Raw genomic sequence first — 25,495 nt, forward strand, 5'->3', positions numbered from 1 at the left:
AAAATCTGATAGGAGAGTGCCACCATTAGAGAAAGACTCTATGGCTAGAGGAAGACCCTATGACTAGAGAAAGACCCAGTGGCACTCACACTCAAACTGCTTAAAAAAACCAGTTTGATGACAAAGCGTTACTTAATCCCAAGCGCTTTACAGCCCGCTAAATAACGGCCCGTACACACCTCGTCAGCGGAGGCTATGCCCGAATCAAAAATGATCTTTTTGATGTTGCCACGCGTGACCACTTCTGGGACAAAGAGCTCAGAGGGAGTGTTGTAGAGGGTGGTTTTGGCTTCCGGCGTTTCACCGTTCAACATCGCGACCGCGACTCTTGCTGCCGCTGCGGCCACGATTTCGGAAGGTTTGGAAATGGTGTTGTATTGATCGCCAGAAATGATCAATTGCAGCGCTGCCAGTGTCGCATCGTTACCCGTTACTGGTGGCACAGGGTCAACACCGGCTGCCTTAAACGCGGCAATCGCACCGCCGCCCGTACCGTCATTCGCCGCGACGACCCCGATGATCTTCGAACCAAAACGGTTAATTTGACCACTCGCCCACGACTGCGCTTTTGGTGGTGCCCAATTTGGCGTTGCGTATTCGGCTAGCGTGCTGTATTCACTGCCATCTAAACCCTGATCGATCCCATCTCGGATAAGACCCGCTGCGGCATCCGTTGGTGAGCCATTGATTTGAAGTATGCCACCGGAATCTTTCGACACTTTGTTGATTCGTAAATGCTCAACCAAGCTGTCGGCAATGGCTTTACCAATGCCTTTATTATCAAAAGAAACATAGTAGTCCGCCGCTTTATCAGGAATGGGTCTGTCATACGCAATGACCTTGACTCCTTGGCTTTGCGCTAAGCCAACCAATGATGCGGCAGCACTTGAGTCCACTGGATCCAATACAATCACTTTTGCACCTTGGGTAATCACGGAGTTGAACTGTTGCTGTTGCAACGCGACATCCGCATTGGCATTTTGGTAGATCACTTTACAATCCGAGCAGAGTTCGCTAATCGCTGCCTTAAAGCCCGGATAATCGTGCTCTTCATAACGAGTAGAGGCTTGATCGGGCATAAGAAATGCAACCAAAGGGGCAGCAATACTTTGAGTAGATGCCGCACCAAAAGAGACAAGCAACGCAGCAGAAACACTCAATTTTCTTGCTGATTTTAGCTTGCTTGCGATTCGTTTCGTGGCTAAGGATTTCATAGTTAATACTCCATTTAAGATATGTCAGGTACAGCTGTACCTTCAGCAGCCGTCCGACAGCTGCCTTTCCTTTATCCCTCCACCGTATTGCTTTTAAAACTTGGGTATACTAAAGTGCAAAAGTCTTTTGTTTGCTGCAACAAGCAAAGACTTTAGAACTGTCCTAAGTTCTAACAACCAGCGAAAGTGTAGGGTCGATTTTCTTTGGTAACGTCTATTTCCATATAAGTTTGTTCTACATTTTCGTTCCTTCTTTCTTCTTTTATTAAATAGTGACGGTTATTAAATAGTGACGTTATTACTTAGTGACGGTGCCATTTAAAATACCCAAATTGGCTTTAAATACGGGCTTTTCAGGCGCGGACTGCCACTCATTTCTCTTTCACACTCACTTCTCTTCCACTAAATGCAAAACCGACGCCCGCTCGATCAATTCTGCTTCTAATACCGTCGACAATTTCACGTTTTGTTCAGCCTCTTCGTTGATCCTCAGCATTAGCCTGTCCCACGCATGTTTGGCTATTGCCTCAACAGGTTGGCGAACTGCCGTTAAACTGACACTTCTTGCCGACATCCAAGCGTAGTCATCGAACACCAATAGAGAAATGTCTTCCCCTACTTTGATGTTTCGCTCTGCCAGCGCCGTCAGTGTGCTGAGTGTGGTCACGTTAGTCAGCGAAAATATGGCGGTTGGGTGGGGGTTTGCGTCTAGCCATTCCCCGACTTTTATCGACCCAGCATCCAGATCCGCACCAATTTCGATCACATCGTGAGTAGCGTCACTTTGGTTCTTTAGCAAAACACTCACCGCCTGTTTGCCGCCTTCTACCCGTTCATTGATCGGAGGAAAAGACAAGTCAGACGCAATGGTTAGAATTTTCTTGTGCCCTGCTTCGACCAAATATCGACACGCCATTTCACCGGAATCTCGGTTGTTAATGGTGATGGAATCCAGCGACAACTCATCGACTGCAACACGGTCGACCAGCACAACAGGGCAAGCATCGGCTTTATCGAACAATATTTTTGGAAGGCTCCCCGAACATGGAATCACAATCATGCCCGCAGGGTGCCAACTTAGTAAGGTCCGAATACGCGATTGTTCTATATCCGTTTGGTCGTGTGCGCTTGCCACTATCACATCGTAGCCTTGCTCATACGCAAAGCTTTCCAATAACGTCACTATGGTGGCAAAGAATGTATCCGTAATATTAGGAACCAGCACCGTCACCACGTTGTTGTGTTGAGAACGCAACTGAGATGCCACTCGGTTTACCTGATACCCAAGCGACTCCGCGGCATGTTGAACACGCTCTTTAAGATCGGTGTTCACAGGTTTCTTTCCTGAAAACACGTTAGAAACCGTCGCCGTAGAGACGCCAGCCAGTTTTGCCACTTCTCGAATTGAAGGTTTCTTCATGCGACCAAATCCTTTGTTTACCTACTGTAAAACGTTTAACTCAAATTACGATACTGAATAAATGGTCAATAATCAAGCGCATTGTTGATAATTTGTTTAGCAAGAATTAAGAGGTTGTTAATAAAGGATTAGGGGATTAGTAAGAAAGGTGTAATGCACTCAAGCATCGAGCTTAAAAGAAAGAAAACGCTTGCTTTGCCTGCTAGCAAATCGATTGCATTCCCGATTTCAACATATTTCGTTATCAACACTCCTTCTTTGCTAAAATTTGGGTTTTAATGTGACTTGAGTCACAAGTTAAAACCAAGCACGGCGCTAGTATTGCTGTCAAGAAGTAACCCCCTGTTCAACAGATTTGGTAATTGTTGTCGCATCATTGCCTGCGAATTACCAAAACTCACTTTGGAGAGTATCACTATGGCAACCCCACACATTAACGCGCAAGCGGGCGATTTCGCAGAAACGGTTCTTATGCCAGGTGACCCGTTGCGTGCTAAGTACATTGCAGAAAACTTCCTAGAAGATGCAAAGCAAGTTTGTGATGTAAGAAACATGTTCGGTTTTACAGGGACTTATAAAGGGAAGAAAGTGTCGGTAATGGGCCACGGAATGGGTATTCCTTCCGCTTGTATCTACACTCACGAGTTAATTTCTGAATACGGTGTGAAAAACATTATCCGTATCGGTAGCTGCGGTGCGGTAAAAGACGACGTGAATCTAATGGATGTCGTTATCGGCATGGGTGCGTCGACAGATTCGAAAGTCAATCGCATTCGCTTTGCCAACCACGATTTTGCCGCCGTTGCCGACTATGGTCTTTTGGAAGAAGCGGTTAAACAAGCACGTGCAAACCAAATCCCTGTTAAAGTGGGGAACGTATTTTCTGCCGACCTTTTCTACACACCGGAAGCCGGCATTTTCGAAAAAATGGAAAAGCTAGGCATCTTAGGGGTCGATATGGAAGCGGCAGGCATTTATGGTGTGGCGGCAGAACTGGGGGCCAAAGCGCTGACCATTCTAACCGTTTCAGACCACATCATTCGTGGTGAAAAACTGTCCGCAGAAGATCGTCAGAAGTCATTCAATGACATGATGACCGTTGCTCTAGAAACGGCCGTTAACTTGTAATGTATTGCTGCCAGCATTGCTGGTTGAATAGGGTCGGTTGACCTTTCGAGATGATTTTTGCAGCCATGATTTTTGCAGCCATGTGTGGGTTTTTGATACAACGCAGCGCTTATTCGGTGTCGGTGTCGCCACACGACATCAATAAGCGGTAGCGCAGTAGAAAGAGACCACCAATGCTGCCCAAAGGGTTCGGTTTTATGCGCTTTACTCTTTGTTGCAAGGTATTGGCTTAACATCACTAAGCTAAAGACCTTGCACCTCGATTAACACACATAGAACTCGAACAAAATTTAACCGCGAAAGGTCAACAGACCCTAGCTTATTCCCGAGGGGGCGATCGTGTCAGACGGTAAACTGCCAAAGGATGCAGATGGGTTGCAACTCAACTTTTGTAAAACATTGGCGTGTGACAACTTTGGATTGAGTGATGCAAATCGGTATGTTTTGCAGCATGCAAACCCTAAACGTCCTGCGATGGTGTGCCGTGAGTGTGGTGCTTTCCCCCCCTTACTTAATAATCGCGAAGTTCTTAACGAACTAAACAGACTTAGAGCCGTCCATAGTGACGGCTTGCCTGCGTGTCGTAACCCCAATTGTGAAAATGTGGGCAAAACCGTCCATACCCATAAACACCTTTATCATGCCTTCGGCTACAGCGGCGATAGACAACGTTATCGCTGTAAAGGCTGTCAAACGACTTTCGTTGATAGATGGTCTGGCAGCAACACCAAAATTGAATTTCAAGAGCACTTACTCGGCCATCTGTTTACCGGATATTCCGTGCGTGAAATTTGTCGTAAGCTCGAAATCAACCCCAAGACGTTTTACGATCACGTTGATCAAATCGCGAGCCGTTGCCGTCGCAAGTTGGCAATGTTTGATGCACGCTGGATGAACCATGCCGAGCAATATCATCTCTCCTCGCATTACACCGTACTTCAACCTCGTAGCCAAAATGGTGTATTTTGGATTGTGACCACCGATGCGGATTCGGGTTATGCCTTGTCACAGCACATCAATTACTCATTCGATGAGGAACCGCTAGGTAACGTTGATCACAACCCCTACGACATCCCCGCGAGATTCGTTTCGAAAGACTATCAACCCGAATCTTTTGAGGCTGCTACGCGCCCCGCTACCTCTCTGCGTGAAAAAATCGATAACAAGTACCAAGAAATTTTGGCGCGCGGGAATGTCGAAGACCCAATGGGTAATATGCTGACATTTAATTACCCGTCAAAGGGCGCATTAATTCGCCCCCCTTATACCTCTTATGCGCACTACCTTCATGTTTTGAATATGTGTGAGGACGAAAAACGCGTCTCGATATTTATGCCGCAAGACCCTATTCTGCGCTCCGCTGCGTTATCGGTTTGCTTACCGAGAATACAGCGCCATAATATTGACTTGATGTACGTAGAAGAAGACGCCAACGAACAAGAAAATGCGATGGCTCAAAAAATTGACATTGTCCATATGGGGTGGTGGCGCGATCGCTGGGCCATTCGAAACAACGATAATCACGCAAAAGGGATTTGTTATCTTGCAGGCGACAATGCCGACCACGAACACTGGCTAAACCTTGCAACCACGACACAAACACAGTATTACCAGCAACGTTTTCAATTATTATTTGAAAGCTTCATCAATGAACCTCGCCGCAAATTACGCCCTGGAGGGTTACTTCCTCTGTTGGACATTTTCCGAGCTTGGCACAATTTGTGCTACCAAGATAAGGACGGTATGACGCCAGCACAGCTTCTTAAACTGGCAGACAAACCGCTGACATTACGAACTTTGTTGTCTTGATTTTAATAATCTTTGTTGTCTTGCGTTAAATAATCCATGAAGAAACGAACCTATTCATCATTGAGATAAACGGCAAATTGCTACAAAGGTTGTACTTCATTGAGAAAATGTGGATATTATCATTGTATTGGTAGTGCCATTCTTATTGAGGGCACAATATAATAGCAAAGTTGAAACTAAGATACGTAACTGCTTGGACTAAACATTGGATAAAGCCCAGATATTAATTGAAAACGAGCTAGAGCAACTGCGTGCTCGAATTGAAAGTGAACCCGAAGGGGTATTGCTCCAGGCGAAGCAATGTTTAACCCGTGCAGAACAAATCCTGTATCACGAAGGTGTTATTCAAGCTTATATCGTTATTTCACGCTGTTACTGGAGCTTAATGAGTTACCAGAAAGGCATGAAAGCCATTAAAGAAGCACTAACAGGTCAAAACCGATTAGACAACGATAACTACCTCCCTGAAATTCTTCATATTCATGCCCTGCAGTTTTGGGGACAAGCCAAATACTATTCAGCCCAACAATATTGGATCAACGCACTAGAACAATCTGCTTTGGTAGGTGAGTCCACGATTGAAATTGAATCCCTTATCGGATTGGGTAACGTCTGGCGGATTACGGAAGATGTCCATCTCGCTAAATCAACCCATGAACTGGCCGTCAAAGTGGCCAATAATGCCCGTATCGACTGGTTGGAAGGCAAGGCGAGAATTTTGCTGGCATGGGACTATTATCTGCTGAACAACTACGTTGAAATGCTGTCGATATTGGATGGTGCAGAAGAAGCCTTGAAGTATCACCAAGATCCGACCTGGCGCGCTGAAATATGCGATTTCCGTGGTTTGGCCCTCATTGGGTTAGAGCGTTTAGAAGATGCCGAAAGCTCGACAATGGAAGCCCATACCCTTGCCGTGAAACACGATCTAACGTGGATGAAAGCGCATTCGTTTATTAGCCGAGCAAGGCTAGAGCTGATACGTAAAGACTTCAAAATTGCAGGCGAGCTTTTACAACAAGCCGAAGATGCCGCGAAACCGTTTGATAACGGCGAACTGCTGTCTCAGATTTGCTTTCAACAATCGGTCGTCGCCGAAGAAAGTGCCGATTATGAGCAAGCCCTTCAAGCGTTCAAAAAATACCGCCAGTATTCCATTCATATGCTGAAAGAGCAAACGAACCGCCTAGGAATGGACAAAGCGCGAGGCTCAAAACGACAACTCGAACAACGTGCACGTAAATTGATTAACCGAATTCGCGGGCAAATCGAATTTAACCGAGAAAAGCGTTATTCCAATGTCGTGTCAGAAACCTATTGGTGGGAACAAATGGTTCTGTTTAAATCAGAACTGAAAAAGTCCAATCACGCGGTTATCGTGGTTCAACACGACGACAGCAATTACCTAGAAATCTGCATTGAGCTTGCCCATTGCTTATGTGGAAGGAGTGACTTGATTTCTCAGCTCGATGAAACTCGTGTCGGTATGCTCATTTCTGAAAAAGGTGATGAAGCCAATAAACTGTTTGATGTCTTCAGCCAAATGATCGCTATGTATCCATGGGAGCGCCGAGGCTTAAAAGGCGACACACCAAAAACGTCGCTGCATGATATTTTGACGTTCCCATTCACGCTCGATCAACTGGTCGAAAAATCCACCGAAACCGGAGCAAGCTAATGGAAGCGTTACTCAGCAAAGTCTCTGAAGCCGGATTGGATCCGTCTTCCGTTACGGGTGAAGATGCCATTATATTTTGGGACCACGTTCGCCAGCACATCGCGACGACCAACCTTGAACGCTCTCACTGCTTTTTGATCAGCTCCGAATACCGAGACAAGCTGAACCAACCCAAATCCAGTTTGGACGAGCTTCGTGAAGCGGTCGCTCTGCTTTCACTTCCCAGAGACGTGGAAGACATTCTCACCATTAAGGCAACACTGGCTGATCGCCTCTATGAAAATGGTGACTATGCCCTCTCATTGAAAGAGTGTGTAGAATTGTCGAACATTTCCGTTGAATTTGGTCATATTGATTACTACGTTATTGCCGTGCTGGGCATGGGGAATTTGTGTGACGCCTATGGTGACCATAATCGGGCACTCAAGTATTACCAAAAAATCGATGGTATTGATCACGCCATCAGCAGCCGCTCTTTACGCTTAAGATGCAAGCTGTACACCGTATCTTGCCTGATATCTTTAGGGCGCATAGCCAACGCGAACGATCTGCTTAATGAATGCGAAGAACTCAGCATTCTGGTTTCAGACAAGGTGCTGGCAGGGCAAATCATTCTTTACCAAGCTCGAATTCTTCGTAAACAAAAACTGTTTCAAGAAGCCTTAGAAGTATTGGCTAAAGCGCGTTACTCGTTAAACAATGTGAGCGCTTACTGGCTTTCAAACATGATGCGGTTGGAGTTGGCAAGAAGTTTGAACGCCATCGGTAAAACCGAACTTGCAGAATACACACTCAATAGCGCCATAAAACGCATCCAATCGAACAACTCACCAGTTTTGCTAAAAAGCTTGTATGAATCGCTCAGTGATGTATTTGCTTCGCAAAAAGACTACAAACAAGCGCTCGCCTTTGAGAAGAAAGCGTTCAGAATTGGTACCGACTTAGTCAAAAACATTCCTATCAGTGATTTGGCTGGGTTTCAGCTTCGCCGCCTGTCCCGATTTGAACTCCAACTTAAACTGATTCTTTCTGAACAAGAAAACAAAGAGTTGAAAGAGACCACCGAATCTCAGAAAGACAAAGTGGCACAATTGCAACAAGACGTATTTACCGATCCATTAACCAACTTACACAACCGACGCTGGCTAGATGTAAAACTCAAAGATCTTTTACTGCATGAAACGCCGTTCACCTTGATGGTGATCGATATTGACCACTTTAAGTCGATCAATGATGAACTCAGCCACTTAGTGGGCGACAAAGCCATTGTGAATGTTTCCCATGAGCTGGCCGCACACTTCCGGTTCCGTGGTGCGTCCTGTGTGCGATTTGGTGGTGAAGAATTCTTAGTGATCTTGGAAAACACCAATATCAAGCAAGCTGTCTTGCATGCCGAGCACTATCGAGAACGTATTTTCCAGTTTGGCTGGCACGATATTTTGGGCGAGCGTGGGTTAACGGTAAGTGTGGGGGTCACCAATCATCGAGAAGGTGAAAACACACAACGCACCTTCTACCGCGCCGATAAAGCACTGTATCGGGCGAAAGCAAAAGGTCGAAACCAAGTCTGCTACGAGGTTTAGTTTCCTTATAAATACCCGTCATTGAAAAGCCAGTCACTCTACAACGACGTAGGCTGGCTTTCCTCTCAGTTTCCTTCATCGCCACCTCAAGTTTCCTCTATCGCCTCCTCCGCTTTTTTACATCACTATCCCAGCTTATTGGGGCTGGATATCCGCTTTCTATCCCCAAACTGCGAAGCGAAGCAATAACGGAACACATCCCCCACATCTATGCATGACATAGGGTTAAACGAGTAGAGATAATCGCTAAATTTTATAATGATTCAATATAATACAATTAAAGATCCATCTCGATTCAACGACAGATTCCATCCATCGCTAGATTGTAGACGCAGGAATCAACCATGAGATTCCTTTCTTCTTTTCCTGTAAGAGGATTGGGGTTCGTCTCAGGTCTGAGCCAACCCCAAACAAGTGAATCAAAACACATATATCCTAATAATATGTGCAAAACGTACTACAATGCTATATATCCAATTTGGTAGAATTTTTTAGTATTAAATATCAAAACTCTAGACATTTTTTATATATAAAACCATTTAGCTAATATTATCGATGTATAACTAAACCTCAAACACTCGTATTTTTAGCTCAGCCTCAATAAGAAACAATAAAACTATCAGTTAAAAATCAAACTCGTATAGTACTTGCGTCCGGTATGATCTGTCAGTGGTTTAGTGACTGTCTAAAGTACAGCCTAACTATCTGAACCCAGATTGCTTTTCATCTTAATTACCTCATCAAACCTAATGGTAATACAATAAGAAACTATGATGTCAAAACTCACTCTATACCCTATTGTTCTCATAGTCGTATTTCTGGCCCTTGGTCTGGCTCATTTTCACCATCAGGCTGAAAATATCCGCCAATCCACCTTATCCACTTTGGAGGTGAGGTCGAATTTGTTACGCCTTTACGTTCGGTTAATGTCGACGAAGAATACGGCAATGAAAAATTCGATTGAATTAGATGTCCAACAGAAATCCATTCTTAAGGCGAGAGCGGATCTGATTAAAGAAATCACGTACTTTCCCGAGTACAATACTTATGCTCTCTCTGCATTTGATCAACCCGAATTAGGCAATTGGCTTAAAGGCACACTGACGATGGATATGCCTATCCAGTCACCGACCGATCCCGTTGCTGAAGAAATCGCAGCAGTGTTATCCATCAATGAGCAGGCAGGTACCGTCATTGATGACCTTAAAATGACCGTTTGGGCCTATTACTTATCCAAGAATCGATTTCTGTTTCTCTCCCCAAAGCTTCCTGTTGAGTCCTTTCAGTTCAGCGAGGTTTTGTATGAAAAACCATTTTGGACGAGTTTATTGCCCACCAGCAACTCTGAAAGAAAGCAGGTTGTCACTGAGTTGTATGATGACGCGGCAGGACAAGGTTTTATGATCACGATTTCAGATCCGGTTTATCGCGGTAACGAGTTTCTTGGCATCGTTGCCATTGATATTGGCATGGATCTTATGACCTCCTTGCTGAAAGTAGGCGAAGCGCCTGGCGAGTCATACTTAGTGGACGAAAATCTGCAATTAACGGCGAGCTTGAGTGAATTTTCTCTGGGCGACAAATTACCCATTTTGGTGTCAGATACGAACCAAGGTTGGAAAGAATCGAACGAAGGGTGGTATTACTTCACACCCACCATTAGCCAAGAGCTCTTTTTAGTTCATCGATTAAAAAGAACCACATTACTGCTAGAAGCCATGAAAGCTTCATCAACGGTATGGTCTCTATTGATGGTGGGGTGTGTCCTTAGTATTTTGTCCTTCTTTACGTATGTCTCAGCGAAGAAAAACAAACAACTGATGTTGGTTGACCCTTTGACTGGTCTCTATAACCGACGCGGCTTCTACTCTTTTATTCAACCTATATTCCAACAGTCGCTGCGCAACCAGCAAAAATGCGGACTATTGGTGATCGATATTGACCACTTTAAAAAGATTAATGACAATTTTGGCCACAATATCGGCGATGAAGTGATTCGTTCCATTGCCAGTACCATTAAAAAAGTTGCGAGCCATTCGCCCGTGACTTGCCGTTGGGGGGGAGAAGAATTTGTTGTACTCCTTCAAGACACCAACCTCGATCGGGCGCATTGGGTCGCCGAAAAAATTCACCTTGCTATAGCTAAAAACCAGCACAGCATAAAGTCCCTCACAGTAACCGTCAGCATTGGTCTTACCGTCAGTTCACCAGATGTTCAAATCGACGATATGATGAAAAATGCCGACATGGCGCTCTATGAAGCAAAGAGAATGGGGCGTAACCAAACCATTATCGCTTAGCGTCGAATCATTTTTTAAGAAATCAGAGACTAGGATGGAGAAGCTTGTCTGTTTCGGCTAACTTTAAAGGAAACATGCAACCACGCCACTGTTTAATAGTAGCCAATATGCCAAATACTAAGCCATGAACGGATTTGAGTTTAATGAAGAAAAGCTTATACATTCCTGCTCTTTTTTCAGCACTGCTTGTTGTGGTCGGTTATATTTACTACGAGTCAGAAATCGATGAGCTTAGGCGTGACTCTATCAATACTGTAAATGTCCGCGCAGGGCTTTTCGAACAGTACTTTAAACTGATTGCTGCACACAATACTGGTCTTAGAAACACCATGATCCATTCTTACCACTTTGCTGAAGAGGGAAAGATTAACCTGCCTCAGTGGATCAACAGTATTAAGTATTTTCCCGAATTCGACCTCTATGGCCTCTCTGCGTTTGATCACCCCAACCAAGCGTCCACACTAAAAGGGACGCTGACCATGCTAGAGCCGTTCAACCCGAAAAACGATAAACAACGCTTTGAAATGACAGCGGTGTTGTCTTTGAATGAACAAATCAGCACATTAGTACGAGAGCTCGATGTCGCGGTATGGTCTTACTACATTTCTGCAAACAAATATGTGTTCCTATCCCCTGAACTGCCCGTGACAGAATTCCAAATCAGAAAAGCAGATTTTGAACGCCCATTTTGGTTTCAAGCACAGCCTTCTGAGAACCCATCCGGTCGGCAGTTTATCTCTGATTTGTACGAAGATGGCGGGGGACAAGGGCTAATAGTGACCATCACTGATCCCATCTGGGTGCATCGTGAATTTATTGGCGTCGTCGCGATTGATGTTGGTATGAGTAGCTTAATTGACTTGCTCCAAGTCAGCAGCTCTGTGGGACAGTCATATTTGGTCGATGAGAACCGTAAGATTGTGTCTTCGGTATCTGAGTTTGTCGCCGGAGACAAAATCGATTTCCCTTCCCCTTCCGATGGTATGAACTGGATCGAGGATAATAATGGGTTTTATTTGTGGCGGCAGGTTGTTCAAAATGAATTGAATCTTGTGCACTTCGTCAGCAGAGAGCAGCTTCGAGAGAAAGGCATCAAGCACTCTATAACCGTGTGGACTCTTTTATTGATGGGGATGGTCCTGAGTTTTAGTGCTCATTTCCTATATATCGCATTTCGTCGAAATCAACGACTCATGCGTATAGACCCTCTCACAAATATCCAGAATCGACGGGGTTTTTTTGATGAATTGAACAGTGCCTATCCGGGTTACGTAAATAACCATCGTGAAGTAGGGCTACTGATCTTAGACATCGACAATTTTAAACCAATCAACGATACCTATGGGCACTTAGTGGGCGATGACGTTTTAATTTCAATTGTAAACCGGATCAGCAATGTGCTCCCTGACATCTCGTCGTTGTGCCGATGGGGAGGAGAGGAGTTTATGATTTTCCATCCTTCGTGCTCGGTAGAAGAATTAGAAGAGCTTGCAGAAAAAATACGCCATCAAATTAAAGCCATGCCACACAGCGATCTTTCTCTTCCTATCACCGTGAGTATTGGTGGTTACTTCGGGCAAACCCAGTCCAACTTCAATACGATGGTTCGCCATGCCGACCGCTCGCTGTATACGTCGAAACATCAAGGAAAAGACCAAACGACCATTCATTGTGACAATGAAGAGTAACAAAGGGCTGTCGATGGACACGAAAAACAACCGAGATGCAAACAAACTTCCCTTGATAGCTTATCTTATGCACCACAGGGTCACTTATGATCTAAACCCACGCTTTTAAAACCCCCCCGCTCTCAACAAGAAAACGACATTGTGAGTGACATCTCGTCTGTAGTATTCAGCTATTACCCATCACTCTCTTTCATCAGCAATCCTGCATACATAATCCGAACAAAAGCCTCTCCTCGGTTATTCGAGTCGTCTTTTGTCAAAATGAATTTTGTAAGATATAGCCCCTACTAAATATGAGGAAAACAACATGGCTAAAATACTTTTACTTGCAGGTGATTTCGTTGAAGACTATGAAATCATGGTCCCTTTTCAAGCGCTTCAAATGGTTGGGCACACCGTTGATGCCGTTTGTCCAAATAAAGAAGCGGGCGACACCATCAAAACCGCCATTCACGATTTTGAAGGCGACCAAACTTACACAGAAAAGCCTGGACACAACTTTTCGCTAAATGCCTCTTTTGCTGCTGCCGACGCAGCAAACTATGATGCCCTTGTCATTCCGGGGGGCAGAGCGCCAGAATACCTAAGACTGAACCCAGCAGTACTTTCGCTCATTCAAGCCTTCCACCAGCAAGACAAACCTATTGCCGCCATTTGCCATGGTGCCCAACTGCTTACCGCGGCCAATGTGGTTGAAGGTAAAAGGGTATCAGCTTATCCAGCTTGTGCTCCGGAAGTAACATCAGCAGGTGGTCACTACCAAGACATTGGTATGGACGAAGCCTACACAGATGGAAAGTTAGTTACGGCACCAGCATGGCCCGCTCACCCAGCATGGCTAGCGCAGTTAAACAAGCTTCTGTCATTCTAAACCATTGCTCTTTCGTTACTAGGGACGATGGGCGAGCATGTTATGCACAATAGAGCAAAAATCGATTATCTGCGAAAAAACGCTGAATTTAATAAAGCGTCGCTATCTCGCAAAAATAGCCGTTAAATAAGTGGTCTGTGCGTTGATTACGCGGCGTACTTAACACTTCGAATCTGCAGCCAGGCTTTATTCTGGCTGTTTTTGTTTTATCATCGGACACACAACGACAGAAATTAGCAAAAGGTCACCTTTTCAGGAAGTTTAAGGATCCGTTTGCTTTAAGAATCGTAAAGATTCTCGCTAGATAACCATCTCACAGACGGGAGACGATCATGTGTGAAATATACTCCGGAGCGGAAGAAGAACTGTTTGAATTAAAGACTCGCTCTATCCGAATTGATGGCGTAGTAACCAGTATTAGGCTCGAAGCCATTTTTTGGCAAATCATTGAAGATATTGCGAAAAAATCCGAATTATCCATCGGAGCTTTCGTTACGCAGATTTACAAAGAAGTGTTAGAAAAACGTGGAGAAATCAAGAATTTTGCGTCTTTGCTCCGCGTAGCCTGTACAACTCACCTAAACAATGGTGAAAGAATGACGCTTTTCTCAAACGTCATTGCAAAAAAAAAGATGGTATAACCCATTTAGATAACACTGTTATTATTGACGGAACTCGCGCAGCAAGCGCTTAAATCTGCTTGCTGCCTATTCCTCATTTTTCTCCCGACATCATTTTCTCGCTATTCCATTATTTCACTCTCTATTGCTCATGTGTATGCGCTTCCAAAACGACTGTCGAGACTAGCCAGGTTCAATATTAATCGGCGGATCCTGCCACAATTAATATAAAACCACGAAAACTCAAACAACATATGAACAGAGCTTTATAGTACATTCCAAATTAAGAACAGATAATTATTTTAAGGAAGACTATGAAGACTACGAAAAACAATATATTTGCAATTACGGCAGCTATCGCTGTTACTGCCTGCAATTTGTCTGCTGAACCAGCGAATGATACTCAGAAACCGTTTACTCAACACACCCAAAATATAACGATTGATTACCCTGCTACTAAGCAAGACAACGTGGTTGATGAGTATTTTGGCGTAAAAGTAAGCGACCCGTACCGCTGGTTAGAAGATGATCAAAGCATTGAAACCGCCGAATGGGTAACATCTCAAAATCAGGTAACGTCTGATTACCTAAATCAAATTCCCTATCGACAAGAAATTACAGATCGTCTCTCCAACCTAATAAATTTTGATAGAGTCGCCCCACCATTTAAAGAGGGGAAATACACGTATGTATACAAAATTAGCGGTCTGCAAAATCAGTCCGTTCTTTATAGACAAATCGGCGATAATGAGCAAGAAGTCTTCCTTGACCCGAATACCTTAAGTGACGATGGGACAACAGCCATAACGGATGTCAAATTCTCGGAAGATGGTTCCTTTGTCAGCTACCAAATTTCTGAGGGTGGCAGAGACTGGAATAAGGTGGTTGTGCTGAATGCTGAAACCAAAGAACAAGTGGGAGAAACCCTCGTTAATGTCAAATTAACTCAAATATCTTGGTTGCACAACGAAGGATTTTATTACTCTCGCTTCGACAAGCCTGAAGGCAGTGAGCTTACTGCCAAAACCGAACATCATAAGCTTTATTTCCATAAAGTCGGAACAAAGCAAAGCGAAGATACACTAATCTTTGGTGGCACAGACGCTGAAAAACATCAATCCGTATCGGGTTACACGACAAAAGATTACCGTTACCTTATTATTTCGACCACGAATTCAAACCAAGGCAATAAGCTGTTCCTGAAGGATCTTTCTAAACCAAATTCCGACTTGATAACTATCTTGGATACCGAGGAAAGCCGTACAAAAGTAATCCACAACGATGGCAGCATACTGTATTTGGAGACCGACATAGATGCGCCAAACAGGCGCGTTGTTAGCGTCAGTGCCGATGCGCCTCTGCCAGCAAATTGGAAAGAGGTGATCCCTGAAACCCAACACCCTCTGACTGCTTCAACCGTCGGAAACTTCTTATTTGCCAGCTACACGATTAACGCCGCATCCAAAGTGATGCAATACGATATGCAGGGTAAACTCATCCGCCAAGTCGAATTACCTGGAATTGGCACCGCAGTTGGGTTTTCGGGCAAACAAGAGAAGCCTGGTGTGTTGCGCTACACCTTCACCGACATAAAAACACCGAACCAGATATACTCGTTAAACCTTGAATCAGGTGAAAGCACATTGTACCGCGGTTCAAAATCGCCGTTCGAATCGGACGCTTACGAATCTCGTAAAGTTTTCTATTCATCTAAAGACGGCACTCAGGTTCCAATGCTCATCACCTATAAGAAAGGCACCCCAATGGATGGCACGACACCTACCATCTTGTATGGCTATGGTGGTTTTGGCCGTACTGAAAAACCTTTTTACCTGGCAGAGAAAGCCGTTTGGCTAGAAATGGGGGGGATCTATGCCATTGCATATATTCGTGGTGGTGGCGAATACGGGAAAACGTGGCACAAAGCAGCAACTCAGTTACAAAAGCAAAATTCATTCGACGACTTTATCGCCGCAGCAGAATACCTCATTGAGGAAGGCTACACCTCAAGCAACAAACTGGCGATAAACGGTAGCTCGAATGGCGGGTTATTGGTTGGGGCGGTGGCGATGCAACGCCCAGAGCTTTTCCAAGTTGCGTTACCTGAGGTTGGGGTATTTGACATGCTGCGTTACACCAACTTCACAGTAAGCAATGGCTGGATGCAGGAATACGGCGTAGCCGACCAAAGCCAAGAAATGTTCCAGTATTTGTCTGGGTATTCTCCGCTCCACAATGTGAAACCCGGCACGAAATATCCAGCAACCCTGATAATGACAGGCGATGGTGACGACCGAGTTGTTCCCTCGCATTCCTACAAATTCGCGGCTGAGCTTCAGTCTAAGCAAGTAGGTAGTCACCCTATATTACTCAGAATGGGAAAAAACACGGGGCATGGATATTTTCAACCTACGGGTAAGCGCATTGAGAAGTATGTCGATATGTATAGCTTCACCTTATTTAACATGGGGGTAACTGAGCTTTAAGCCTCTCATCATTAAGCCGTCATGTGTTTTGGCGGCTTAACTTCCCTTAACGTTTTATACTCCCCCGGACCGCTTCAAAGGTCAATCATGCCAAAGCGGTTATGAAACGGCATTTAGCCAAGAGCGCTTTTTATATTTTGAGCGCTTTTTATATTTTGATCGTTCTATACATTCTTTCGTACAATAATAAAAAGCTGAAAGTAATCACAACAAATCTGATAGTAATCATATTATGGCGCTCACTATTTTCTACGATGGAACATGCCCTTTATGCAAAGCCGAGATGGATCAGCTCAAACGCTTTGACGTCCATCAACGCCTTATTCTAGAAGACCTCTATCAACCCGACTTTTCACTTAAATACCCAAATATTCCTGTTGCAGAAGCAAACCGCATTCTTCATGCACTCGACGATAATAACCAACTACTCTTGGGGCTTGATGTGACTCAAGCAGCCTGGAACGCCGTAGGCAGAAAGCCGTGGGTAAATGGGTTGCGAAAACCCTACATCCGTCCAGTTGCTGATTGGATTTACCTAAAGTTTGCCAAACACAGATACACGATCTCTTGGTTGCTAACGGGCAAGCGACGAAGCGATTGCAAACAGTGCCGATAACCCTACATTCGCTATGCCTCAATACAAATGTTGATGTAGTTATCAATTTTGCACATCTCGCTACCTAACCATAACATTATTGTTACAATACTCTACCCTAAAACCCATTTACCGCCGTTTAATCTGAATAATTAACATTAAATATTGAATAGTATTGCGAGAACAATCAAAAGCAGTTACTCTTCGCAATAATGAATGAATACTAATGTTTAGTGAATAATTATTTACTAGCGGTAACAAGAGTATAATAAAGATGGATAACGTAAGCGTGAACAACTCTTTTAAGAGCAAAAAGAACTTGTGGATCTTCTTGATCCCCTCCTTGCTCGGTCTTTTTCTTTTCATGGCACCCGTCAGTTTCCAAGGTGAAATAACCATTCCTGTCGCTATTCTCGCAGGATCACTCAAAAATTTACTGGGCGACTTGATCGTCCCTATCATTACCGTTGTGATTGCTTTTATGTCTGTGGCAACGATTTTGAATAAAGTTATTAAGCCTGCGTTTGTGGCAAACAATACATTCCTAACGGGTTTATTTGACCCTTCTCCGCTCTGGTTTGCGGTGCGTACGATTGGTGGTCTCGCGGTCTTGATGACGTTCTTCCAATTGGGTCCGAAATCCATTTGGGAAGAAAATACAGGGGGACTTGTACTGGGAGGCTTAATGCCAACCCTCTTTGCCGTGTTCATTTTTGCTGGCTTACTGCTTCCATTACTGCTGAATTTTGGTCTGCTAGAGTTGTTTGGTACGCTGCTAAGCAAAATCATGCGTCCGCTATTTAACCTTCCTGGACGCAGTGCGATCGACTGTATGGCATCGTGGCTTGGTGACGGCAGTGTCGGTATCCTTCTCACCAGCAAACAATACGAGAAAAAATTCTACACCCAACGCGAAGCCGCTGTGGTTGGTACCACTTTTTCCGCTGTGTCCATCACGTTTAGCCTTGTCGTATTGGCACAGGTCAACTTAGAGCATATGTTCCTGCCTTTTTACGGTGCCATTTGCTTAGCGGGCTTGGTTGCAGCAGTGATCATTCCACGCCTTCCTCCTTTAAGCTATAAACAAGATCTGTATATTGATGGCAGTGCGCCAGATGTGTCGGACAACACTATCCCTGAAGGATACAATAGCTGGTCGTGGGGTTTGCACCTGGCTTTAACGAAAGCAAGTAAAGTGAAGTCGGCTAAGGAAGTGTGCATTGAAGGTCTAAAAAATGCGGCAGACATGGTATTTGGTGTGCTGCCTGTCGTTATGGCGTTAGGAACAATAGCGCTGGTTATCGCCGAGTACACACCGGTCTTTTCGATTCTTGGTCAACCCTTTGTGCCGTTTCTAGAACTGCTGAACATTCCTGAAGCAGCGAAAGCCTCCGAAACCATCGTGGTCGGGTTCGCAGACATGTTCATTCCCGCCATTTTGGCCGCATCCATTGAGAGCGATCTGACTCGTTTCGTTATCGCGGCTATGTCTGTTACACAGCTGATCTACATGTCTGAAGTGGGCGCGCTACTATTGGGAAGCCGCATTCCGGTGAACATCGCCGAGCTGTTCATCATCTTTATTTTGCGTACTCTGATTACGCTTCCAGTCATTGCTGGCGTCGCGCATTTAATCTTCTAAACTTTAAGTCGTTGAATAAACCGTCACGACTCAACTTCTCACCAAAGATCCCCCTGTCTGTTCAGAGGGATCGGTGTCTCTCTCCTATCATCTTTACTGGCTATACTCGGAACTGAGCGACCATGCCTTCTAGCTCTCTCACTTTTTTGTAAAGATTTCGTGTCGATTCGGAGCTTCTTTGTGTTTTCTCTACAGAAGAGTAGGCAATTTGGCTAACTTGGGCGATATCATGTGCCATTTCTTGAGTGGCGGCCGATTGTTCATCTCCTGCGGTCGCGATTGAATGAATCATACTGTTCACATCATTTGCACGTTCAACAATGAGTTCCAACGCGTCGCCAGCAGAATTCGACAATTGTACCCCTTCCGTAACCAGTTGAGTGCCCTCGCTCATTCTTTCGACCGCCGTGCGAGTTTCACTTTGTATTGAAGTGATAAGGCTACTGACCTCCTCTGTCGCTTTCGAGGTTCGTTCTGCTAAGCCTCGAACTTCATCCGCAACCACCGCAAACCCTCTACCTAGCTCTCCCGCACGTGCAGCTTCAATAGCGGCATTCAGAGCAAGAAGGTTCGTTTGTTCAGCAATATCGTTGATAACTTTAATCACATTCCCGATTTCTTCCCCTTTTCGACCAAGGCTATCGACAGTCGCGGCGGATTCGTTCACCACATCGGCAATTCTTTGCATTCCATGCACTGTCTCTTGCATCAGCTTGCCTCCTTCACTGGCCACATTGCCCGCTTCTTGAGAGCTTTTTGCTGCATCGGACGATTGCATGGCAACTTCACGTACCGTGCTGCTCATTTCCTCAACAGCACTGGCAATTAATGCCGCTTTATCTGCTTGCAATTGAATATCGCCCGCCACCTGTTTACTGATGCTATCCACTTGCTTGGTACTGGAGGTGACTTCGCTTGCCACACCGGAAATGCCTGAAACCAAATCCTTTAGCGAGGCTTGCATGCCATCAATCGATTTGGCGAGCAAGCCGATTTCATCTTCTATGGTTTCGTTGATCGCAGGAGAAGTGAGGTTCCCTTCGGCGATTTGATTCGCTTTTTCTGAAATCGCGTAAATGCGTCGGTTAATGACTCGGGTAATCGTCACGGCAACCGCTGTACCTACGGTAACCACAACTAGCGCGTTAACCGAAAGCCACATCACAATCAGGTTCATTTTTTCATTGACTGATGCAATGTCGTCAGTCACATCATTCTTTTCTTCTTTCGAAGAACGATCCAATATTTCTTCTAATGGCAACACCACGGAACCTTCAAGCTCATCGACGAGCATAATCGCGGCTTGCTTCGCGGCGGGATCATAGCTTGAAAATACTTTGGCGGCTGTTTCTTGAATGTCAGCGTAGTAGGCTTCAATTTGGGATATCGCTTTTACCTCTTCAGCACGTCTCTTTAAAGGCTTCAGTTTATTGAGGTAGGTATAAAACGATGTTGAGTCCCCTTCGAATGACTCGCGAGCCGCCACATCCCCCATCATATAAGCGTTCAGTGAAGCGAGCATATCTCCAGCTTCGTCAATCATTTCGAGGTAATATCGAACACCAGGGAGATCATCATTTAAAGCCTCGTGCAGATCCGTCGTTTGATAAGCATCAGCAAATTCTTCCTCTTTCATTTTGTCGAGAAGATCTTCAAGCGGGTTGCCCACATTTTGTGTTAACTCTCGAACCCAAGACCTTGCGTTCGACTCTGTTGTGGGTGAGTATTTCGCAAATACTTCACTTTCTATTGAGTGAATATACTGATCGGCTAATTTCCGAATCTTACTCATTTTATCCCTTTCAGCCTGAGTGGTTGATTCAAGCGAATAGAGTACTCTGTAGTCGTCTTCCAATAGCTTCACGTTCCGTCTAAAGCCTTCGGCTTCGCTTTGCTCTCCATTGAGGTATTCCAAGGCAAAGGTTTGAAGATCGGCCACTTTGTCGTTTACGCTCAAGTAGGCCAGTACGCCAGGCACGTTATCAGATTCGATTTGCTCTGCGAGCTCAGCTGAGTCTTGAACGGCAGACCATACAATATACGTAAGCACAAGCGTGGTGAGAAGTATGAAGGCGAATCCTGCATACAGCATTTGAGTGAGTTTTAAATTCATTTTGATACCAAAGCACTTCTGTAGGGATGGTGATGTCTTCGCGGTGGTTACCTTTGATAGACTCCTAGCGGAGTATGCGCTTGGCTTGACGTGATTCAATGAACAACACATTAAGAATGAACGAGCATCTCGAAATAGTGAGCATGTTGCATGCTGTCTCTAATATGAAAAAAGCCTCACTAGGAGGCTTTTAGAATACATACTGAAGGAGGGCGCTGGAAGATTATATCTTTGGCTCAAAAGCCATATGATGGAAGCTAAATGCATACATGTCTGCATACAAATCCAATACCTTGCTCATTGGCATGCCCGCACCATGCCCCGCATTGGTATCCACTCGAATCAGCACAGGATTCTCGCCCTTATGCTTAGCTTGAAGCTCGGCAATAAACTTAAATGAGTGTGCGGGGACAACACGATCATCGTGATCAGCGGTGGTAACGAGCGTTGCAGGGTAATGCGTACCTTCGGTGACATTATGAACCGGAGAATACCGTTTCAAGTAATTGAACATCTCTTCACTCTGTTCCGACGTGCCGTAATCGTATGCCCACCCCTCACCAGAGGTGAAGGTGTGGTAACGCAGCATATCCAACACGCCAACCGCGGGAATCGCCACTTTAAACAGTTCGGGACGCTGAGTCATGCACGCGCCTACCAACAAACCACCGTTTGAACCGCCATGGATAGCGAGCTTCTCAGGCGAGGTATACCCTTCATCAATGAGGTACTCTGCGGCGGATATAAAATCGTCGAACACATTCTGCTTTTGCAGTTTGGTGCCCGCAATATGCCACGCTTTGCCGTATTCACCGCCACCACGCAGGTTCGCAACCGCATAAACACCGCCCATTTCAATCCACGTTGCCACCAGTGGGCTAAACCTTGGTTCTAAGCTAACGTTGAAGCCACCATAACCATACAACATGGTTGGGTTGTCGCCATTTCGCTCTAACCCTTTGCGGTAACAAATCGTGACGGGAACACGTGTGCCATCTTTCGAAGTATAAAAGACCTGCTTAGATTCCAATCGATCGCTGTCTATCTGGCATTGAGAGCGGTGATACAACTCCGTTACGCCGGTTTCTGGGTCAAACCGATACCCTGAAGACGCCACAATAAAGTTCGTGAAGCTGTAATACAGCTCTTTTGAATCGAAGCGCCCACTAAAACCGGACACACACCCTAACCCAGGAAGTTCGATATCACGTACTTTTTCGCCGTTGTAGCGGTACTGAACCACTTTGGTATTGACATCCACAAGGTAGGAGGCAAATAAATAGCCTGCGCCCGTTGCAATATCGAGCTGTTGCTCTTGTTCAGGAATCAAATCCACCCAATGAAGATCCGATGGTTGCTGCGCGTTCACTTTTACCACGCGGCCTAATGGCGCATCTAAGTTAGTGTAAATCAACAGTTCGCCATCGTTGTGATCGACAACGTAACTGTCGGCTTGGCTTTTGTCGGTCACCAGCGTTAATGGCGCGTCTTGTTGGCGTAAATCACGAACATACAACTCGTTACCCGATGTGGACTGTGCACCCGACACCACAAGGAAGGCGTCGTCTTCCGTTGTATAACCCGATACGTATCGGTATTTTTCCGCATCTGAACCACCAAAGACCAACACGTCTTCACTTTGTGGCGTGTTCAGCTGGTGGTAGTACAACTTATGTTGCTCGGTACGGGCGGAAAGTTCGCTGCCCTCTGGTTTGTCGTAACGGGCGTAGTAAAAGCCTTCATCACCAAACCAAGAAATCCCGGTGAACTTCGCGTTAAGAACTGGGGTCTCAAGCTCCTCGCCCGTTTCCGCATCAATCACGTAAATGGTGCGCCAATCGCTGCCACCTTCGGATACCGAATACGCGATAACCGTATTGGATTTAGAGAATGAAACGCTGTCTAATGACGTGGTGCCTTCTTCGCTGAACGTATTGGGATCTAAGAAAATCTGCGCTTCGCCTTGTTCTTTTTGGCGATAAAGCACCGATTGGTTTTGAATGCCATCGTTTTTGTAGAAGTAAGTGTATTCACCCTGTTTGAATGGCAGGGATACTTTTTCGAAATTATTGGCGGTTTCAAGTTTCTGACGAATGGCATCACGAAAAGCGATTTGACTGAGATGTGCAAAGGTCACGTCGTTCTGGCGTGTTACCCAGTCTGCGGTTTCTTCGCTCCGATCGTCTTCCAACCAACGGTACGGATCGGAGACTTCCGTAGAAAAGTAGGTATCAACAACATCCGATTGTTTTGTTTCTGGGTATTTATGCACGGTGCACTCCTTACGTATATATGCGTCTATCCACAAGTCTCTTTAGCTTAAAGCCAATTGGGCAGGGATATCATCACACACATTCATTATGTAAGGAGTATCGTGACACAATGCTCATCTGATAGGCCTAACCTCACCAGATTTTGATACTTTAAAACGCAATCTGATTTAGGATTCAGTGATACACATCCCATCATGGCTTAATCTTTATCAAAATGGTTAGAGCGGAAGCGCGACAAACGCTCCTTCATTGCAGTGATCTTATCTCGGTGCGTTTCTTCCTTTTTCAATGACACGCTGGTTGCAAGAATATCCACGACGACTAATGCTGCAATCCGAGAAATCGTTGGGGTGTAGCGGTCGGTGTTTTCAAGGGTTTCGACAACCACGCTTAAATCACACACTTTGCTGAGTGAACAGCCTCGCCTGCCCGTTATGGCCATCACTGTTGCGCCATGATCTTTGGCTTCTCTGACCGTTTCAATGAGATCGATGGTTTCCCCATTATTGGAAATGGCTACCACCACATTGCCTTCACTCATCATCGACGACGCAATAAACTGCTGATGCGCGTCGATATGGGCATTGCACGGCACACCGAACAAGGGGAATTTTTGCTGCGCGTCCAACGCGACAATGCCCGATGCGCCAAAACCGTAGAAATCGATTTGTCGGGCATGGGACAGCACCTCCACCGCAGCGTCCATGACGTCAATATCGACGTGCTGACGCGCCCAATCCAAACTGGTGAGTGTAAAATCAAACAACTTACGTGAAATCACCTGAGTGCTGTCGCCATCTTGAAGAGCCGCGTGGGTCGGGGTTACCCCAAGTGCAATGCTCTGCGCCAAGCGAATTTTCAAATCTTGAAAGCCACCGCACCCCACCGCGGTTGAGAAACGCATTACGGTAGGTTCACTGACGCCTGCCGCTTTCGCGGTTTCCACCAATGTACTGTTGATGGCTTTTTGAGGATCGGACAACACCCATTCCGCTACCTTGCGGTCGGATTTGCGAAGCTTATCCAGTGAACGGGTGATCATCTCAATGACATTAGGTTGCTTCTGTTGCAATACTCACTCCTTAACCTCAAACGATATTCGACATGTAACCTCGCCGCGACGATAGAAATACTATCAGCGTTTTGCTGAGCTGTTAGAAGAATTTTTTGCGGATCAATCGTATTAAACTCAAATAAATCAAAATGGTGTGCGATCAGGTGCTTAATTCCGGTCTGCTTGCACAGAGACACCGCTTCTTCTAAATGGAAATTCCCCGGAATGCCATGGCTGGCACGACGTTCATCCCGTCCGTTGACCGGAAGCAATGCCACATCAGGTTGATGCTCGATCAAGGTATCAACTAACCCGTCATAAGGCACGCAATCGCCAGAATGCCAAATGGTCAGCGTCTTCTTATTTTGAGTGCTCGCATGCTTTTCTTGACTGTCCGCCTGCAATGCCACTTTAAGAATGTACCCCAGAAAACGGCTGTTTCCCTGATCATCGCGTTCAACCCCTTCATGTGCCGCCAGCGTGGCGTGAACAGAAAGAGACTCTGACAAATCAACCTCTTCACCGTCCGAAATCCACCGGATACGCTCGTTCGGAAGCCCGCTTCGAGCGAGGGCTTCTTGTTTCTCTGCTCGGGGTGCCAGCATGAACGCTTGCGCGTTTAAGGGGTGTTGGAACAGGGGAATCAGCGTGCTGGCATCCATGTGATCGGTATGCTTGTGCGTGCAAAGTACACCATGAACAAAAGCCAAATCCTCAACAGTGATCGGCGCTGGCATCATACGAATATGAGGGTAGTGCTTACCTTGGTATTTCTCTGCCAGTGAATCCGACAAATACGGGTCAATGAGCCAGCTCGCTTGTTTTGTTCGAACCAAAAAGCCCGCTTGCCCCAACCAATACAGCAACACGTCATCACTCGATGGTGGCTGTGCAGAAATCCTATCCACCAACTGACCATTAAAGTCGATGCTGGTTACGCAAACACGAGGCAAGGTTTGGCTTTCTGCGAGCGTGGTTGTAGAAGCCATACGTTTTGAATCCCCGATGTTTGAATAAAGGC

Annotated in this window: 17 protein-coding genes; 11 read left to right on the forward strand and 6 right to left on the reverse strand. The window is 45.4% G+C overall.

Annotation, left to right across the window (positions count from 1 at the left end):
* Positions 1 to 128: 128 nt before the first annotated feature.
* Positions 129 to 1,214, reverse strand: coding sequence for an ABC transporter substrate-binding protein (locus tag HC752_RS05175; RefSeq protein ID WP_190334054.1), 1,086 nt, complete (start codon positions 1,212 to 1,214; stop codon positions 129 to 131).
* Positions 1,215 to 1,602: 388 nt separating this feature from the next.
* A complete protein-coding gene (locus HC752_RS05180) occupies positions 1,603 to 2,634 on the reverse strand; it encodes a LacI family DNA-binding transcriptional regulator (RefSeq protein ID WP_190334055.1) in 1,032 nt (343 codons plus the stop codon).
* Positions 2,635 to 3,051: 417 nt separating this feature from the next.
* Here HC752_RS05180 and deoD point away from each other — a divergent pair, with 417 nt between their 5' ends.
* The 11 genes from deoD (at position 3,052) to HC752_RS05235 (ending at position 19,034) form a co-directional block, all read left to right on the forward strand.
* The gene (gene deoD / locus HC752_RS05185; protein ID WP_190334056.1) at positions 3,052 to 3,762 is read left to right on the forward strand and encodes a purine-nucleoside phosphorylase; all 711 of its coding nucleotides are present in this window, start codon (positions 3,052 to 3,054) and stop codon (positions 3,760 to 3,762) included.
* A gap of 339 nt (positions 3,763 to 4,101) precedes the next feature.
* Positions 4,102 to 5,571, forward strand: coding sequence for an IS1 family transposase (locus tag HC752_RS05190; RefSeq protein ID WP_190334057.1), 1,470 nt, complete (start codon positions 4,102 to 4,104; stop codon positions 5,569 to 5,571).
* A gap of 205 nt (positions 5,572 to 5,776) precedes the next feature.
* Positions 5,777 to 7,249, forward strand: a complete 1,473-nt coding sequence (locus HC752_RS05195; RefSeq protein WP_190334058.1) for a hypothetical protein — start codon at positions 5,777 to 5,779, stop codon at positions 7,247 to 7,249.
* Positions 7,249 to 8,832 (forward strand): GGDEF domain-containing protein, encoded by a 1,584-nt coding sequence (locus tag HC752_RS05200; protein WP_190334059.1) that lies wholly within the window; start codon positions 7,249 to 7,251, stop codon positions 8,830 to 8,832. The genes HC752_RS05195 and HC752_RS05200 overlap by 1 nt, the downstream gene beginning before the upstream one ends.
* 947 nt (positions 8,833 to 9,779) lie before the next feature.
* Entirely contained in the window at positions 9,780 to 11,132 is a 1,353-nt protein-coding gene (locus HC752_RS05205; protein WP_190334060.1) for a sensor domain-containing diguanylate cyclase, read from the forward strand.
* Positions 11,133 to 11,275: 143 nt separating this feature from the next.
* The gene (locus HC752_RS05210) at positions 11,276 to 12,820 is read left to right on the forward strand and encodes a sensor domain-containing diguanylate cyclase (protein ID WP_190334061.1); all 1,545 of its coding nucleotides are present in this window, start codon (positions 11,276 to 11,278) and stop codon (positions 12,818 to 12,820) included.
* Positions 12,821 to 13,127: 307 nt separating this feature from the next.
* Entirely contained in the window at positions 13,128 to 13,691 is a 564-nt protein-coding gene (locus HC752_RS05215; RefSeq protein ID WP_190334062.1) for a DJ-1/PfpI family protein, read from the forward strand.
* A 332-nt stretch (positions 13,692 to 14,023) separates the two neighbouring features.
* Positions 14,024 to 14,332 (forward strand): ribbon-helix-helix domain-containing protein, encoded by a 309-nt coding sequence (locus HC752_RS05220; protein ID WP_190334063.1) that lies wholly within the window; start codon positions 14,024 to 14,026, stop codon positions 14,330 to 14,332.
* Between the two features lie 293 nt (positions 14,333 to 14,625).
* The gene (locus HC752_RS05225; protein WP_190334064.1) at positions 14,626 to 16,797 is read left to right on the forward strand and encodes a prolyl oligopeptidase family serine peptidase; all 2,172 of its coding nucleotides are present in this window, start codon (positions 14,626 to 14,628) and stop codon (positions 16,795 to 16,797) included.
* Between the two features lie 232 nt (positions 16,798 to 17,029).
* Positions 17,030 to 17,413: a thiol-disulfide oxidoreductase DCC family protein gene (locus HC752_RS05230; RefSeq protein WP_190334065.1), complete on the forward strand. Its 384-nt coding sequence runs from the start codon at positions 17,030 to 17,032 to the stop codon at positions 17,411 to 17,413.
* 253 nt (positions 17,414 to 17,666) lie between these two features.
* Positions 17,667 to 19,034, forward strand: a complete 1,368-nt coding sequence (locus tag HC752_RS05235; RefSeq protein WP_190334066.1) for a YjiH family protein — start codon at positions 17,667 to 17,669, stop codon at positions 19,032 to 19,034.
* 100 nt (positions 19,035 to 19,134) lie between these two features.
* Here HC752_RS05235 and HC752_RS05240 read toward each other — a convergent pair whose 3' ends face one another.
* From HC752_RS05240 to HC752_RS05255, 4 genes are all read right to left on the reverse strand, one after another.
* Positions 19,135 to 21,147 carry a methyl-accepting chemotaxis protein gene (locus HC752_RS05240; protein WP_190334067.1) on the reverse strand — a complete coding sequence of 671 codons (2,013 nt, stop codon included), beginning with the start codon at positions 21,145 to 21,147 and terminating at the stop codon, positions 19,135 to 19,137.
* 223 nt (positions 21,148 to 21,370) lie between these two features.
* A complete protein-coding gene (locus tag HC752_RS05245) occupies positions 21,371 to 23,419 on the reverse strand; it encodes a prolyl oligopeptidase family serine peptidase (protein WP_190334068.1) in 2,049 nt (682 codons plus the stop codon).
* Between the two features lie 200 nt (positions 23,420 to 23,619).
* Positions 23,620 to 24,492, reverse strand: coding sequence for an SIS domain-containing protein (locus HC752_RS05250; protein ID WP_190334069.1), 873 nt, complete (start codon positions 24,490 to 24,492; stop codon positions 23,620 to 23,622).
* A complete protein-coding gene (locus tag HC752_RS05255) occupies positions 24,459 to 25,463 on the reverse strand; it encodes an MBL fold metallo-hydrolase (protein ID WP_190334070.1) in 1,005 nt (334 codons plus the stop codon). The genes HC752_RS05250 and HC752_RS05255 overlap by 34 nt, the downstream gene beginning before the upstream one ends.
* Between the last annotated feature and the right edge of the window lie 32 nt (positions 25,464 to 25,495).

This window comes from Vibrio sp. S9_S30, from assembly GCF_014694455.1.
Taxonomy (GTDB): domain Bacteria; phylum Pseudomonadota; class Gammaproteobacteria; order Enterobacterales; family Vibrionaceae; genus Vibrio.